This is a genomic window from Arenicella sp. 4NH20-0111, from assembly GCF_040366405.1.
Lineage (GTDB): Bacteria > Pseudomonadota > Gammaproteobacteria > Arenicellales > Arenicellaceae > Arenicella.
The window spans coordinates 23696-38321 of record NZ_BAABWF010000002.1; the positions used below are offsets into that span (position 1 = coordinate 23696).

A 14626-nucleotide genomic window follows, 5' to 3' on the forward strand; every position below is an offset into this window, starting at 1 on the left:
TGAGACTTAATTCTTTAATGTGTCAGATCTAGTTTGGATTTTTTATCTATTGATTTTAACCATGCAACAATTACTTTCGCGGTATCGTTCACCGCTGAAGATCCGTCTTGGTAGGCGTAAGCGGCTTCAGTGTTTTTGTATTGCCAACTGCTGTGCCCCAGTCCCTTTTGCACCATAAAGGTACCGCTGTTGGGTAACCTTCGGTTAACGGTATCAATAATGAGCTTATGCCCGTGACGCGTTTCGAATTGATCGAATTCATTGTAGATAACCAACACCTTCGAATTAAGTGATTCCCACGCGGCGAGAAAATTTTGCTTGGCCGCCTGCTGGTGCCATTCAAAAGGGCGTCCATAATGGTTGTCTTTATCTAAGCCGCGAACGTCATTGCGAACGGCCAACATGTTTGCGCTGTCTTTTGCGACCTCATCCGGGTGCCTTCCTTTAGCCAAATACTCTGTATGAAAGATGATCCTCTGGGTCATTTGAGAATGAATTTGACTTGGTGTTACTTCATCTGGACGACGTTCTAAATAAATACGATCGAAATGAATCATGCGCTCTAAATGTGTGAGAGCGCCGCCTCCTTGCACGATCACTGCGTCAACGTTGTAGCCTTTTTCCTGTAAGCTATTTGCAATCAGCGGCGCAGTGGTGGAGCCCAGGCTTTCTCCCATTAGATACACTTTAGAGGAATCAATGCGTTTGTCGTTAAGTAGGTTTTCAAATGCTGAGACGTAGTGCGCCAGTTCGGTATCATAGTCTAGCTTGTCACAGCTTGGTCCTTGGCTGTCTCCAGCCCCAGCGCGATCTACACGAATCAGTGCAAGGCCTGACTCTCTCATGATCATTCCTAGCTTTCCTCCATCTCCCTCTTTCAGTTCTATTGAGCCACACGAAACCCATTGAGTGAATAGAATCGGGTGCAAGGGTTCTTTGATTCCCTTGGGCTTGGAAATCAATGTTCGTAGGCGGACACCGGGTTCAACTTCGACGGAACCGTAATAGGAGTCGACACCGTCAATGTTCTCAAGTGGTCTGTCTTTTTGTCTAGGTAGCAGGTCGGCAGTGCTGTCTGAAGCCCAAGTAGCTGAACAGGATAAAATTAGTGTGGATGCCAAGATAAGGTGAATTAAGGTATCGGATCTCTGCATGACTGTGCCTATACGTTGTGTGGTTTAAGTGGTGTTTTATACTATCCGCCTGTTTAGAATGATCCGCCTTATTTATACTGAGCGTTTAAGTTTTTATGTTAAGGAACTGTTTTACATGACGGGAGAGACACAATCGACGAGTGGCGTTACTTTGTATCACTCAAGGTTACTTAAACATGCGTGCTTTTGGCTCATCTACTACGTTCTGTTTAGCCTAGTCTGGGCTAAGTCTGAATACGGCTATTTTGTGTCGTTTTATTTGGAGTTTGTGTTAATGCCGCTGCGGATATTGGCAAGCTATTGCATGATGTATGTGTTAGTTCCTGCATTGCTGAGTAATCGTAAAATGGTGGAGTTTTTGGTCAGCTATTTCACGTTGATTATCGTCGCTGGTGCGTTTCAGTTATTGATTGGCCATTTTTTCTACGCTCAACTTATGGATGGGCAAAGTGAGGTCTTTACACTTTCCATCGCTTCCTGGGTACGAAATATCGTGTTGATCAATTCAACGGTCATTCTGTTAGGTGCGGTTAAGGTGATTCAACTTTACTATCAGCTAATAGATACAGCACAGCTTGCGCAAAGGACGGCATTGGGTGAAGAAGATGAAAAGATAGATCGGTTTATTGAAGTTAAATCTGATCGACGAATTCATCGTTTGAGAGTGGAAGACATTCTCTATGTGGAAGGAATGGGCAATTACGTTACGTACGTGAGGTCAGAAGATAGGCGAACTGTTGTTTACAGTTCACTCAAGTCAGCGGAAGATACGTTGCCCGAATCGTTCATTCGCTTACATCGCTCGTACTTGGTTAATCGGTCTCATATTTCGGCTTACGATAAAGAAACCGTCACCGTTGGAGCAAAAACAATTTCGCGAGCAAAGAACATTACCGATGAGATGCTGGTCGTCCAGTGACTGATTGTGACACTGATCGTTGAGAGGCCTCACTCAACGTCGGTTGCGCAATAGGCGTGTGTTGGATGAGGTGTCGTCTTTGTAGAGTTATACCCCTTGTCAGTGTCACTTATTTGAATTGATTTCTGGAGATTATTTAAAGGTGGATTCCGTGAGAAGCTTGATATGACGGCCGAGCGCGAAGCCGGTTTACATAAGCCTCGACGTTGGGTGAGGGATCAAACCAGTTAAAGGCAACTGAGAAATCCAGAAGACCGCCAAACACCACGTCGGCCGCCGAGAACGCCTTACCCAGAGCCCATTCAGTTTTGGGCGTCATTGATTCGATTGTGGCCAATACACGCTTTACGTCTCCCCAACCCGCGGATTTAGGCTCAGGGTATTCCAGCTCCGAGACGGCAAGCGAAAGTGCTGGTTCTATGGTGTTGCCAGCGATGAATAAGTATCGATAGTAAGCGGCGCGTTGGGCGGACGCTGGTTTAGGAGCAAGTTTCTTTTCAGGGTATTTATCGGCGAGGTAAGCGCAGATTGCAGACGCTTCCGTGATGACATTTTCTTGGTCTACTAACACCGGCAGTTTAGCCATCGGGTTCAGCATTCTGAACTCGGAGGAATAATTTTCATTTTCGCTAATGTTGATGATGACCTGTTCGTGAGGTACCCCCAACTCCTTGAGCATCCAATCTGTGGTTACTGCTCTGCTCATTGGGTTGTAATAGTGTTTCATGGTTGTGGTTCTCCTGGTGTTTAATTAGCGTGTCAGTAGGTATTGTCTGACTCCAGTCTCATAGAGTTTGAACAAAAGCCCTTCGTGTGGACCAAGTCTAAGGTAATTTATGCCACTTTATGGCATATTAAAGATATGACGATATCGAGCTTTGAACAACGCGCTGATCGGCGCAATCGCCTTATCGGTCTACTTAGATCTGAGGAATACTGGAAAACCTCGGAGTTACGTGATCATTTAGGTATAAGTCAACGGACACTGATGCGAGAACTGGCTGACTTAAGAGATTCAGGTTATCCAATTGAATCTGACCGCGGAAGAGGGGGTGGTGTGCGTTTAAATGGTCGTTGGGGGATTGAGCGCATCAATTTAAATCATAAAGAGGTTGTGGAACTGATTCTTTCGTTAGCCATCATGGAATCTTTACGATCCCCCTTATTGACTGGCAATTTGACGGCCATAAAGCAGAAACTATTTCAGGCCTTTCCCCAGAAACAGAGAACGAGTGTTAGTGATATTCGTAAACGAATCATGATCGGAGACAACGCTAGGGCGAATGTGGTTTCGCTTTACGGCGAGCCTCAAACAAACGTCTCTGAGTGCATTGCGGAATCGTTTATGGAACAGGCTTGCGCAGAAATCGAATACGTTTCAGAAGGTGGAGAACGAACCGTCAGAATGATTGAGGCTCAGTACATACTCCTCAACTGGCCTATATGGTATGTGATTGCGTGGGACCATCTTCGATCATCGTCGAGAGTATTTCGAATAGATCGCATTAAAGGCGCCCGCATCACTGAACGCCGTTTCAAGGTGAGACCTAAAAGTAATTTTACCGACATCTACGCGCCGTTTTATCAGACGATATAGCTCGCAAGTGTCGAATTGTTACTGGTTAATGCGGTGTGTGTATTGGGTTGCCGGATTTACTAAGAGAGCACACCAAAGTACTGCAGTGCATAGCCAATTGCTGCTCCGAGGCACATAGGAGCACTGTACTTTCGGTAAAGCATTTTAGCCTTATTGGGCGTTCTCTTGTGGCGTAAATCTTGAATAATACCCTGTTGGTTTTCAAAAGAAATAAGCGCTGAGATAACCGAAGCACCAATGGCTATTGAAAGCCCCTGGTCGATTGGGGTATCAATAGAGAGTGCTGATTTTAATGTAACCACACCGCCGATAAAAGAAATTGAATACGTGACAATGGACTTTGCGTACTCGAACTCGAGCTCTTGGCTTAAAAGATAATGAGAGCTTTCGTCGAAGCGGGGCGTTTCAAAAAGTGATTTAAGTGTTTTCACGTTGGTTAGTTCCCTCTGTTCTCAGTCTCTATTTATCTCGGACAATAGCGTATTGTTATGGCAAGGCGACATTCTGTGATGTATTTTCTGGTTATGGAAGCGACCAGAGTATACAACAGTCATTCAAGGCGGTAACGGATAGGCCTACTGAAAAATCCAGAGGATGAGCCCGTAGAATAGACCAAGGCTAACGACTAGGGAGCGTGTTTTTACTGACTTTTGCCAAGTTTCAATCTTAAGTGCTTCTTTAAATTGCGCATTGATCTAATTCCTGTCTGTGGTTGTTTGGGGTGGGGTTGCTGCTGAAAGACAGATGTTTCCCATCTGGTTAGATCGCTGTCACGGATTCCAAGCCATGACTATTCACATCATTACTCAAACTATCCATGCTCCGGTGGGCTTGCGTCTGGAGTGTGCGAAGCGCTGATTAGCGGCCCAAATGGACCTAAATATCGATACTTTCCCTAGAAGGGAATTGATGGGGCTGGCAGTTTAATTTACAGTGCGCGCACTAGATTGTTTTCGCTCATTCTATTGCCAATTTACAGCAAAGCACATACTTCGAGCATCGTGTGTGGAATACGGAAAATGACCCAGAATTACTTGGATCTTTCTGATATCACTTGGGCGTTTGAGAGGCTTTAAATAGCGGCTTGACGGAGTTATAACAATTATTAACTTTGCGTTTGTCTAGAAATGTATGATAATTAAAGTCTGGGTTACTATTTGATTGGGTCACAACATATGGTTTTTTCATTCACAAGTTCACAAAATATGGTTCTAATGGCGCGATATACCGATGCGCTTAAGTCCGCGGAAACAGCAAAATCCGAGAACGAATTAGAAAGTTACAAGACGTTGCTAGATAAAGCACAAGAGATTAAGCGCGAATTGGATTTATCCAGAAGGGTTAATGGGGTTCAAAAATTGTATTCCGCTCCTTGATAATTAGTGGCTTTATGTGGTGAGGCCTGTTGTCTAGTTTGAGCATGTGAAATGCGACTTTAACGTCTGCCTTCAGGTGGCTCGGCCACGTTTTCCCATTCGATACATCATTATTTTATAGCCAATATTTCATTCGCTATTTAATTGAAGCTGTTGAATTGAATAGGTAGGTCTTGGCAGGTTTCTTTAATAGCATTCCTAGCACCCTGCCCAAATCATAATTCCATTGTCAGTTAAACGATGACTGCCTGAGTCATGTTGCCAACTCGAAAATTGATCATGTTTTGAACTAATTAAGTTTAGTAGATACGTTGTCTTTTTTGAGCAGGTATTGTATTGCCACCTGTTGTGCTACTGAGGCGTCAACACTCATGGTTGGAATGACGCCGACACCTTCCCAATTGGTTTTTGTGATTGGATTGTAAGCCCGTGCCGTTGGAATTCTAATATCAATCTGTTCATTAACTCGTTCCATTTGCACTAAATGGGCTGCGCCGCCACTCGTTTGGCCGATGATAGTGGCCCGCTTAAGATGTTTTAGAGTATAGGCAAACGATTCAGCTGCGCTTCCGGTTTTATCGCTAATCAAAATACACAGCTCACCCGAGTAATACTGCCCTACGTCGGCACTGTCTGTCCGGAACAAGGTGTCTCCATTTCGATCTACAATGCTCCATAGATGTGTGTTTTCTCTCAAAAAATAGGAGCTTAGAAAGGCGGAGAGATTTGGATCGCCGCCGGGGTTGTTACGTAAGTCGATTATTAGTGAGTCGGTTACGTTAAGTCTATTCATCGCCTCGATAATACGGCGTTTGGTTTTAGCGTCTCCGCTAAATTTATTAAATCGAAGATAGCCAATTTTAGGTTTATCGCTTTCTCTAGCAAGGATATCTACATGAACTTCGTTTTCCACCATCGTTTTCGGCAATCGATGATTGTTACGGTCCTGTCTGTCTGACGCTAAGTGCAAGCTAATATGGCTGTCCTTACTAGAGCTACGCAAGTCCGTTTGTAGTTTTTCGATCAGTTCCCGCCGAGATTGAATGTCGGCATAGTCGCCACCTAAGACTTTTGCGTTAACAAATTTGCGCATTGCTTTGGCCGTTTCGGGGTAGACATAGTGTTTGTCCAAGATCATTAACACGTCTTCAATATCCTGCCTGACTTCGAGAGGGGACATACCGATATCATCGTGGCTCAAAGCCGGAGCTGGAATACTAAAAGCGAAGATGATAGCAATGATCAAAAAATATCGTAAGTTCATCAACTAATCTTAGGGTTGGTTCTGGTTTAAACAAGCGCCGAACTTACCGTTAAGCTCTGTCTGAGAATTAAACTAGGGGGACCTGTACAGTATCCAATGGGTGTTTTTGTTGAGCTGGCACTCGTTCTAATGTGATCGCGTTCAAAGGCTTAGTGGTGATTTAAGCTCTTGAATTCACTCATTTGCGCTCTTTTTTATCTGAATATTCTGCCTTTAATTAGATTATTTATCGCATAAATAATTTATATCATTCAAAAAATTGATGAAAATTCTAAACCTTTAGCGTCTTGCATTGCTGCGTGGCTTGAAATGTTCCTGACATTTAGTGTTTCATTGTTATACATAGTGTCAGCTTAAATCCCGCAAAGCCCGCTTAAAGTCTGGGTATTTCCTCTCCCAATATTAACTTTGAAACATGTTTACCTTATTCACGGGGGAGCATTATTGCGCGCACATTTTTCTTTTTTGTCGCCTATGTGTCATTTATTTGGCATTTATATATATTACGACTGTCTAGTATGAAGACGTTTGGGGATGTTTGTCTAAACCCTACAAGGCAAATATCGAAATACTATTCAAACCCTTTACTTAGGAAAATAAAAATGAATGTGAAAAAGAGTACTATGTTACACATGCTCTGCTGCGCGTCTCTTTCCCTAGCTGTTGCACCCGTAAGTGCAACAGGTTTGGGCGATAATGAGTCGTCAACAGAGTTACCCACCACACAAACAACCTTAAATAAACTCACCCCGGCATCCAGCAATGCGTTAGCGGCTGACCGAATGCGAGCACTGCTTGGACTCGATTTCGGGAAATTTCGTACGGCAAACGTCGGTGAGATCATTCCCAATCAGTACATCGTTGTCTATAAAGATGAATACGTAAAGAAGATGATGTTGTCTCTGGCCGGAGGAAATCTCTCGGCGTTAAGTTCGGAGATGACCGCTGGTTTTCGAGCTCAAGCCGTGAATCGCATGACGGCTGACGCGGTTTCAAACTTTGGCATGTCCGTTACCAAAACCTATGGGCATGCTTTAGGTGGTTTCGCCGCTAAGATGGATGATGAAACCCTAGCGTCCTTCATCAAAGATCCTGGCGTTGAGTTTGTCGAACAAGATCAAGTTATGACGGCCATTGCGATACAGAACAACGCGACCTGGGGCTTGGATCGTATCGATGAATCTGATCTGCCTTTGGATAGCTTTTACGAATACAACTTTGACGGCACAGGCGTTGATGCGTACGTTATTGATACCGGGATTCGGGCGTCTCACAGTCAGTTTGGAGGGCGAGTAAGTAGCGGTTTCACGTCAATCAGCGATGGCGGCGGTAGTAACGATTGCAACGGTCATGGAACTCATGTCGCTGGGACCGTGGGAGCACAAACCTACGGCGTTGCGAAAAACGTGAATTTGATTCCAGTACGCGTTCTTGGTTGTAATGGCAGTGGGAGTAATTCAGGCGTTATTGATGGCGTTAACTACGTGGCGCAAGTCGCTTCTGGTCCTTCAGTTGCTAATATGAGCTTAGGCGGTGGTAATTCTTCGGCATTGGATGCGGCCGTTGAAAACGCCATCGATCAAGGGATTACCTTCGTTGTTGCCGCAGGTAATTCTAATGCTAACGCATGCTCTGGTTCTCCGAACCGAGTTGGGCCGGCTTTGACGGTTGGTTCGACAACGTCCTCAGACACTCGTTCGAGTTTTTCGAACTTTGGCTCGTGTGTGGACTTGTTTGCTCCGGGTTCGTCAATCACATCTGCGTGGTACACGAGTAATAGCTCAACGAACACCATTAGTGGCACGTCTATGGCTGCGCCACACGTAGCTGGGGTTGCGGCTTTGTACTTAGATCAGTCGCCATCAGCGACGCCATCGCAAGTGGAAGTCGCCATTGAATCAGCCGCCGTCTCGGGTCGACTTAGTAGCATTGGAACGGGCTCACCGAATCTTCTTCTTCAATCACTGCTTAGTGGTGGTGGCGGAGGTGGCGGTGGTGCTTGTGCGTTCGAAGATGACTTTAGTTCGTCGACCGGCTGGCAAAACCTGTCCAGTTCTACGTGTAGCACTGGAACTTACGTTCGCACCAACCCGACTCAGGTAACCAATAGTGGCGTAGTAACCCAAGTTGGAGGTGATGACGGCGGTGATGGTTTTGCTTTGTTTACAGCAACGAACTCATCGGCGGGGTCCAATGACGTTGATGGTGGAGAATGTGTGGCTCAATCTCCTAGCGTTAACGTGAGTGAGGCATCCACATTGTCATTAGCGTGGTTCCATGGTCAACGTGACACTGGAGACGACCCATCGGGTGACTTTTTTGGTGTTGAGTACTCGCTTAACGGAGGCGCGTCCTTTAGTAGTTTGGTACAAATAGGCGACACCAGAACTCAGGCTCAATGGCAAAATGTCAGTGCGGCGGTTCCAGCCGGGTCAGACGTTGTATTGAGAGTGAGAGCCAGTGATGGATCCTCAGCTGGTGATTTAATCGAAGGCGGGCTCGACACAGTCAAAATTTGCCCAAACTAAAAATGTAGTAGCGCTATTAGCGGTTTATCGTGTTTATGTTTAGTTAACGGCATGTCCGACCACTGATAACGCTGGGCTGGCTAGGTCAACAAGTTCTCTAACGGCTTGGTGGCTTAGTCAGCTTTTTCACTATCTAAATGATGGTTTTCATCGATCTCAATCTTTGGTGTTAACACGTCCTAGAGCGCCAGATAGTTTGGTGCCAAGCGCGTTTCGACTCGTTTCTTTTGATGATATTGGCATTTTTTCCGGCTTCTAAACGAGAATGGTGGTTCTAACATTTCGGAATTAGGCGCCGCGTGTCAAATTACGTCTCAGGTGTTGCTTCCAGTAACAAACGGTATTGTATTTCTAAGGTAACAGGTAATTTCCCCTGTTATTAAATGCGATACCAACGCTGGAGACATCATGATCATTGACACTAAAGACAAAATTAAAATTTACTCGACTGGAACTTACTTACCTGAAGAAATCATCAAGTCCGATGATATTTTTGCTGATATTAAGACGGAAATAAAATACGGAATACCTGAATCTTGGATGAGCGATCAAATGGGGATAATTGAACGAAGAGTTGCGCCTGACTGTTCAGCTCCTTCTAGTCTTGCCATTCCTGCAGCACAAGAAGCCATCGATAACCTGACTGGGGTTAATCCCGATCACATTGATCTTGTAATATTCTGTGGGATAGAGCGCGATCAACCCGAGCCAGCAACGGCGCACACGATTCAAAACGCATTGGGTTTGAATGCTCGTAAGGTATTTGATGTGGCCAATGCTTGCTACGGCTTTATGGATGGAATAGAGACGGCTTCTGCGTACATCAGCGCGGGCTTAGCGCGCTACGCGTTAATTGTGACTGGGGAGATTTCTTTTAAAATTTCGCGCGCCATTTCCGATCACCTTAAGAACGCTGAAGTGACCCTACCTCGCGCAAGGCAGTTGCTTGGTGGGTTATCTGTCGGTGATGCAGGAGGTGCTGTAATAGTCGGTAATAGCGATGATGGCGTATCTGGTTTTAACTTCTTCAATACATCTTGCGATAGCAGACATGTTGACAAGTGTTTTTACAAACGAAAGCCAGATGGTAGCCTAGAAGGTCAGATGTTGATGGCTAAGATCGTCGCCTATGGAATGAGAATGCATCGTGGCCTTATGAAAGAAATTATGGATCGTAAAGGCTTTAGAGATTACGACTGGCTGATAACACATCAGACAGGGAAACGTAATTTTAATGCCATTGCGGAGATGGGCGTGATTGATAAGCAGCACATGACCAAAACTTACGATACGTTAGGAAACGTCACTACGGCTACATTTGCGCATAATTTTAAACTATTATGTAGTGGAAACATTCAGAAGGGCAGCCGCGTTGGTGGTTGGTTCGCTGGATCGGGCCTTACGGTAGGCCAGTTTTGCTATACAACCTAAACAAAACTCATCTTTGGGGGATAGGTTTTTGATTCTACTAATGTTACCCGCGTTGATCGCGCTGATCTTAAAATTTGCGGTGATGTATTGGGTTGACGCTGGGAAACAGCCGCCGGCGTTTATGGCGCTGTTTGTGTCCCTAATGCTTCTTAATTTATGTGAAGTATTGGCGTATATCCAATTTTCGAGCAATCTGACTGCTTTTTGGTTGGTGAAGGCGTATTACGTTATTTGTTTGTTCTGCATCGCATTTTCATGCATTTACGTAATGAGCGTTACTCAAGAAAGCGTGAACTCGTTTGTTAGACATGGGTTTACGGCTTTCGCTGTTGTTCTTTCTTTCATCTTGCTATTTACCGACTTGATGATTATCGGAACTGAGTCAATTGGGTATTCGTTAACGGCGATTCACGGGCCTTTCTACCCATTGTTGAGAGTGGTCTTTTTGGTACAAACTGGCTTTGTCATACTGATTTTGCTCCAGTCTGTATTTCGAACTTCTAGTTCTGAGCAAAAAGTAGCTGCGGTGTATACGCTGATCGCTTTTTCGCCCATGGTAGTGACTACGATAGGCGTCAACCTTGCTCAGATATACGGGTTTAAGCTTAGCAATTCGATGCTCATGCCATTTGCTACCACGCTGTTTCTGTTTTTAGTGTGTTATTTAGAACCCAAAGCGAAACTTACGCGTTTGAGGATGTATTTACCTAATAGCTTGGAGCGCAAATTGTCTAATCAGATTTTTGATTTGGCGACTGAATTTGCGGTCGACGGTAAGCCGATCAACGACGTCAAAAAGGAACTCGAACGAACCTTGTTGCTCTATTCGCTGGAAAAAAACGATAACGTTATTTCTCATACAGCCGACTCGATCGGTCTTAACCGAACGAGTCTTTATACAGCCATGAAACGCCTCGAGATTAAGCGCACCGGTGGCTAATATGGACTCGGCTTTTCTTAATCCATTTAGCGCCGCGCAGTGCAGGTCTAGTAAATGCCTATACATGGTTACTTATTTGAGTTTATGAAATCACTCAGCCTCTTGCGCTGGTGGCCGTTTTTATCAAAGTTTTCCGGTCTCAGCCACCGTTCATAGGCTAGATTTAAAGAGGGCCAGTCGTCGTCTATGATTGAATACCATGATGTGTCTCTGTTTCGACCGTGATACATCATGTGTTTTTTAAATGTTCCCTCGTATTCAAAGCCAAATCGTTGAGCGGCCTTACGAGATGCCTCGTTGAGTGAATCACATTTCCACTCATAGCGACGAAACCCTAGGTCCTCAAAGGCTCTTTTCGCCATTATATACATTGCATCCGTTGCCACTCTGGTCCGTTGTAAAAAGGGTGAAAACGAGATTCCTCCTATTTCAATTGAACCCTGCTCGGGCTTAATGCGCATATAGCTGCACAAGCCCATGGCCTTATTGTTCGCTTTATCAACGATGGCGTAAAATTGAGGGTCTTTAGTCATTCGAGCTTCTTCTAACCAGTGTTCGATAATCTCTAATTTTTCAAATGGACCATAGGTCATATAGGTCCACATCCTGCCGCTTTCGTCTACCGCGTAGGCATTGAATAAGTCATTGGCGTGTCGCTCTGCATTTATGGGCTCGATCAAACAATACTTACCTTCAAGCTTTTTAGGTTGAGGATAGTTGGCGCTGATGCTCTTCGTTGTCACACCAACGGGCTGATCTAATTCGTTGAGTACATAGGTCATACGCTCACCTTCAGTGATTTTGGGGGGCAGACAAACTTTAGAGTGTCTTTCGATGAAGATTAGATTAACATTGCTTATTTAATATAAGCGGTCATATTTTGTCGTCAATCAGCCAAGCTGAAGTTCGAGCCTATGAGTCCTCTATTCGTTCAGTCGTGGGACTTGCTGGGTTTTATCCTGCGAACTTACTAGCCGACTTTCACACTCATCCTAAGGCGCAACTGCTTTATGCGGTTAGTGGAGCCATGAGGGTGGAAACCCCCACTGAGTATTTTATAACTCCGCCAAGCACTGCATTAATCTTACCTGCCAATACCCTTCATTCTATTTTGATGGATGGGCCAGTCGATAGAAGAACATTGTTTCTTAAAGAACCGGGTTCTAAACCAACATTTCCAATAACAAAAGTGATCGCTGTAACGGGATTGTTACGAGAGTTAATTAGTGAGATTTGTAAGGAACCATTTGATTGGAGCGTGACCAGTCGAGCAAATAATGTCGCTATGTTGACGCTGGACGAGATTAAACGGGCAAACACCGTGCCTCTGGGGCTAAGGTTGCCACACGACGCTAGGCTACGCCGAGTCGTAAATGGTATTAAAGCGAACCCTTCTGACACTAGGAGCTTTTCGGCTTGGGCGGAAATGACCGGTGCATCAGAACGGACACTTGCTCGGTTGTTTAGGTCAGAAACGGGTCTGAACTTTAGGCAGTGGCGTCAACACGCAAGGTTAACAATGGCGATGAGTTTGTTATCAAATGGGCGTAACTTGAGCGAAGCCGCAGCCGCTTCGGGCTTTGAAAACCAATCTGCATTTGGAGTAAGTTTCCGACGTTTTTTTGGTATTACACCAGGGCAAGCGCACCGGCGTGGAATAGCCCGCCTTGAGTAATGGTTGGCGCAAACGTCTTCATGGTTGCCTGAGGTAGGATTCAGGCGTATTTCCAGGTTGAACTTTGTAACGCTTGGTGGTGTGTTTTCCAACTCTATTGATGATATCCGGTTGCATGGCGGTCGAATTTTCATCGAGAGTTCAGTCTGCGTTTAGGTGCCTATTTCTTGTTATCTGGAAGCATACTTGCTACTTGACAAATATATTCCGATATAGGAATATGTCTGTCATGGCTAGATTGAAAACAACACATGACATCTTTAGTGCGATTGGAGAACCCAAACGCAGAATCTTGATTGAGCAGCTCGTGCTCAAGGAGATGGCCGTCAATGAGCTGGTTGACATTGTGAAATGGCCACAGCCAGTGGTGTCTAAACATTTGCGCGTCCTAAAACAGGTTCGAATTGTTTCTGAACGAAAAGATGGGAGACGGCGACTGTACAAAGTTCAACCAGAAGAGTTTCGGCCAATTCAAGAATGGATGCACCAATTTGAAAAATATTGGGGTGGCTCATTAGATCAATTAGATAGCTATCTTGTAGAGATTCAAGAAAGAGGAAAGAAATGAATCAAGTTAAAGTAGAACCTTCCGAGATTGTAAGAGAATTCAATGCGCCCAGGCAGCTTGTGTTTGACGCCTGGACTCAGGTGAAACACTTAAACAATTGGATGTTTCCGATGCCAGGTTGTACCTGTGAATTCGTGGACGCCAATATTGAAAATGGCGGGTCTTCCTTACACAAAATCACCATGCCTAACGGCCACGAGATGTGGCTATACACCAAGTATGAAGAGGTATCACCGCCTGAAAAACTGGTGTTTTTGCAGTACATGTCGAATGAGCAAGGAGAGGTGGTACCAATGACGCACGTGCCCGACTGGCCGAGAGACATGCTGGCCACTCTGATATTCGAAGAACTATCAGAAGATAAAACTAGGCTGACATTTCTATGGGAACCACGAAACCCGACACCAGCCCAGGCACAGGCGTTTGAAAGCACTCGATCTGATCATGGCAAGGGTTGGGGCGCCGGGATGGAACAACTCGATGTCTATTTGTCTTCTAGGTAACTGCGTTATTTTGGAGATAGAGAAACAATGAACAATGACGTAAAGGTTCAAGTTCCAATGTGGTATTGGCTAATTGCTATTATCGCATTGCTTTGGTATTTGATGGACATGTCCGCATTTTCTATGCGGGTATTTATGTTGGAAGATATGATTGAAGCAATGCCCGATGAGCAACAGGCTCTTTACTTAGGGATGCCCAACTGGGTCAATACCGTGTTTGCCATCGAAGTGGTTGGTGGCGTATTAGGGAGTTTATGTTTGCTCCTTAAGAAAAAGTGGGCCCTGGTATTTTTCGGAATGTCCATCGTTGGTGTATTGGCTCAAACATCTTACGTTTATTTTTTGTCTGATGCGCTAAGTGTACTCGGCGTATCTGCGAAGATCATGCCGATGGTCGCGATCAGTATTGGCGTTGGGCTTATTTTTTTTGCGCGACATTCCGTTATGATGAGTTGGTTGAAATAGGACACAGTTTCTTATCAAGAGAGAAAAGCAAACCCTTTCTGCTCTTATTGATTTAGCAGGGTTAAGACAGAGTGTAATCCCCCCATTTAGAACCGCCGTTTTTAGTAGAAGGTTTTAAGCCGCGTTCAATGTCATGTTTGGTGTTATTCCGCCAATTGCCGAATCCTATTCTACTCAAGCGCCTGACTACGGGTTTGATTGAGAGA

15 protein-coding genes are annotated in these 14626 nt (G+C 44.9%); 10 read left to right on the forward strand and 5 right to left on the reverse strand.

The genetic code is table 11. The features are described 5' to 3' along the window. Nucleotides 1–14: 14 nt before the first annotated feature. Entirely contained in the window at nt 15–1154 is a 1140-nt protein-coding gene (locus tag ABWW54_RS04130; protein WP_353410451.1) for an alpha/beta hydrolase, read from the reverse strand. Between the two features lie 115 nt (nt 1155–1269). On the opposite strand from ABWW54_RS04130, the gene ABWW54_RS04135 reads away from it, so the two are divergent. After that, a complete protein-coding gene (locus ABWW54_RS04135) occupies nt 1270–2073 on the forward strand; it encodes a LytR/AlgR family response regulator transcription factor (RefSeq protein ID WP_353410453.1) in 804 nt (267 codons plus the stop codon). A 136-nt stretch (nt 2074–2209) separates the two neighbouring features. On the opposite strand, the gene ABWW54_RS04140 is transcribed toward ABWW54_RS04135, so the two are convergent. Further along, nucleotides 2210–2800: a glutathione S-transferase family protein gene (locus tag ABWW54_RS04140; RefSeq protein ID WP_353410455.1), complete on the reverse strand. Its 591-nt coding sequence runs from the start codon at nt 2798–2800 to the stop codon at nt 2210–2212. A gap of 135 nt (nt 2801–2935) precedes the next feature. Here ABWW54_RS04140 and ABWW54_RS04145 point away from each other — a divergent pair, with 135 nt between their 5' ends. Then, a complete protein-coding gene (locus tag ABWW54_RS04145) occupies nt 2936–3670 on the forward strand; it encodes a helix-turn-helix transcriptional regulator (protein ID WP_353410457.1) in 735 nt (244 codons plus the stop codon). Nucleotides 3671–3729: 59 nt separating this feature from the next. Here ABWW54_RS04145 and ABWW54_RS04150 read toward each other — a convergent pair whose 3' ends face one another. Then, nucleotides 3730–4101: a hypothetical protein gene (locus ABWW54_RS04150; RefSeq protein WP_353410459.1), complete on the reverse strand. Its 372-nt coding sequence runs from the start codon at nt 4099–4101 to the stop codon at nt 3730–3732. Nucleotides 4102–4845: 744 nt separating this feature from the next. On the opposite strand from ABWW54_RS04150, the gene ABWW54_RS04155 reads away from it, so the two are divergent. After that, nucleotides 4846–5046 carry a hypothetical protein gene (locus tag ABWW54_RS04155; RefSeq protein ID WP_353410461.1) on the forward strand — a complete coding sequence of 67 codons (201 nt, stop codon included), beginning with the start codon at nt 4846–4848 and terminating at the stop codon, nt 5044–5046. A gap of 289 nt (nt 5047–5335) precedes the next feature. Here ABWW54_RS04155 and ABWW54_RS04160 read toward each other — a convergent pair whose 3' ends face one another. Beyond that, a complete protein-coding gene (locus ABWW54_RS04160) occupies nt 5336–6310 on the reverse strand; it encodes a S41 family peptidase (RefSeq protein ID WP_353410462.1) in 975 nt (324 codons plus the stop codon). Nucleotides 6311–6912: 602 nt separating this feature from the next. Here ABWW54_RS04160 and ABWW54_RS04165 point away from each other — a divergent pair. The 3 genes from ABWW54_RS04165 (at nt 6913) to ABWW54_RS04175 (ending at nt 11209) form a co-directional block, all read left to right on the forward strand. Then, nucleotides 6913–8838, forward strand: a complete 1926-nt coding sequence (locus tag ABWW54_RS04165) for a S8 family peptidase (protein ID WP_353410464.1) — start codon at nt 6913–6915, stop codon at nt 8836–8838. A gap of 408 nt (nt 8839–9246) precedes the next feature. Next, nucleotides 9247–10269 carry a 3-oxoacyl-[acyl-carrier-protein] synthase III C-terminal domain-containing protein gene (locus ABWW54_RS04170; RefSeq protein WP_353410466.1) on the forward strand — a complete coding sequence of 341 codons (1023 nt, stop codon included), beginning with the start codon at nt 9247–9249 and terminating at the stop codon, nt 10267–10269. Between the two features lie 28 nt (nt 10270–10297). Next, nucleotides 10298–11209, forward strand: a complete 912-nt coding sequence (locus ABWW54_RS04175) for a helix-turn-helix domain-containing protein (protein ID WP_353410468.1) — start codon at nt 10298–10300, stop codon at nt 11207–11209. 68 nt (nt 11210–11277) lie between these two features. Here the strand turns inward: ABWW54_RS04175 and ABWW54_RS04180 are convergent, their stop codons facing one another. Beyond that, nucleotides 11278–11991, reverse strand: coding sequence for a GNAT family N-acetyltransferase (locus ABWW54_RS04180; RefSeq protein ID WP_353410470.1), 714 nt, complete (start codon nt 11989–11991; stop codon nt 11278–11280). Between the two features lie 98 nt (nt 11992–12089). On the opposite strand from ABWW54_RS04180, the gene ABWW54_RS04185 reads away from it, so the two are divergent. The 4 genes from ABWW54_RS04185 to ABWW54_RS04200 all read left to right on the forward strand — a co-directional run bounded on the left by ABWW54_RS04185 (nt 12090) and on the right by ABWW54_RS04200 (nt 14420). Next, nucleotides 12090–12884 (forward strand): AraC family transcriptional regulator, encoded by a 795-nt coding sequence (locus ABWW54_RS04185; protein ID WP_353410472.1) that lies wholly within the window; start codon nt 12090–12092, stop codon nt 12882–12884. Between the two features lie 229 nt (nt 12885–13113). Beyond that, the gene (locus ABWW54_RS04190) at nt 13114–13452 is read left to right on the forward strand and encodes an ArsR/SmtB family transcription factor (protein ID WP_353410474.1); all 339 of its coding nucleotides are present in this window, start codon (nt 13114–13116) and stop codon (nt 13450–13452) included. Next, nucleotides 13449–13955: an SRPBCC family protein gene (locus tag ABWW54_RS04195; RefSeq protein WP_353410476.1), complete on the forward strand. Its 507-nt coding sequence runs from the start codon at nt 13449–13451 to the stop codon at nt 13953–13955. The genes ABWW54_RS04190 and ABWW54_RS04195 overlap by 4 nt, the downstream gene beginning before the upstream one ends. A gap of 27 nt (nt 13956–13982) precedes the next feature. Then, the gene (locus ABWW54_RS04200) at nt 13983–14420 is read left to right on the forward strand and encodes a hypothetical protein (RefSeq protein ID WP_353410478.1); all 438 of its coding nucleotides are present in this window, start codon (nt 13983–13985) and stop codon (nt 14418–14420) included. Nucleotides 14421–14626: the final 206 nt, after the last annotated feature.

Coding starts and splice junctions, on each gene's coding strand:
- ABWW54_RS04155 (WP_353410461.1), top strand. CDS start 4,846: ATGGTTTTTTCATTCACAAGTTCACAAAATATGGTTCTAATGGCGCGA.
- ABWW54_RS04160 (WP_353410462.1), bottom strand. CDS start 6,310: ATGAACTTACGATATTTTTTGATCATTGCTATCATCTTCGCTTTTAGT.
- ABWW54_RS04190 (WP_353410474.1), top strand. CDS start 13,114: ATGGCTAGATTGAAAACAACACATGACATCTTTAGTGCGATTGGAGAA.
- ABWW54_RS04200 (WP_353410478.1), top strand. CDS start 13,983: ATGAACAATGACGTAAAGGTTCAAGTTCCAATGTGGTATTGGCTAATT.
- ABWW54_RS04195 (WP_353410476.1), top strand. CDS start 13,449: ATGAATCAAGTTAAAGTAGAACCTTCCGAGATTGTAAGAGAATTCAAT.
- ABWW54_RS04170 (WP_353410466.1), top strand. CDS start 9,247: ATGATCATTGACACTAAAGACAAAATTAAAATTTACTCGACTGGAACT.
- ABWW54_RS04180 (WP_353410470.1), bottom strand. CDS start 11,991: ATGACCTATGTACTCAACGAATTAGATCAGCCCGTTGGTGTGACAACG.
- ABWW54_RS04135 (WP_353410453.1), top strand. CDS start 1,270: ATGACGGGAGAGACACAATCGACGAGTGGCGTTACTTTGTATCACTCA.
- ABWW54_RS04165 (WP_353410464.1), top strand. CDS start 6,913: ATGAATGTGAAAAAGAGTACTATGTTACACATGCTCTGCTGCGCGTCT.
- ABWW54_RS04145 (WP_353410457.1), top strand. CDS start 2,936: ATGACGATATCGAGCTTTGAACAACGCGCTGATCGGCGCAATCGCCTT.
- ABWW54_RS04130 (WP_353410451.1), bottom strand. CDS start 1,154: ATGCAGAGATCCGATACCTTAATTCACCTTATCTTGGCATCCACACTA.
- ABWW54_RS04140 (WP_353410455.1), bottom strand. CDS start 2,800: ATGAAACACTATTACAACCCAATGAGCAGAGCAGTAACCACAGATTGG.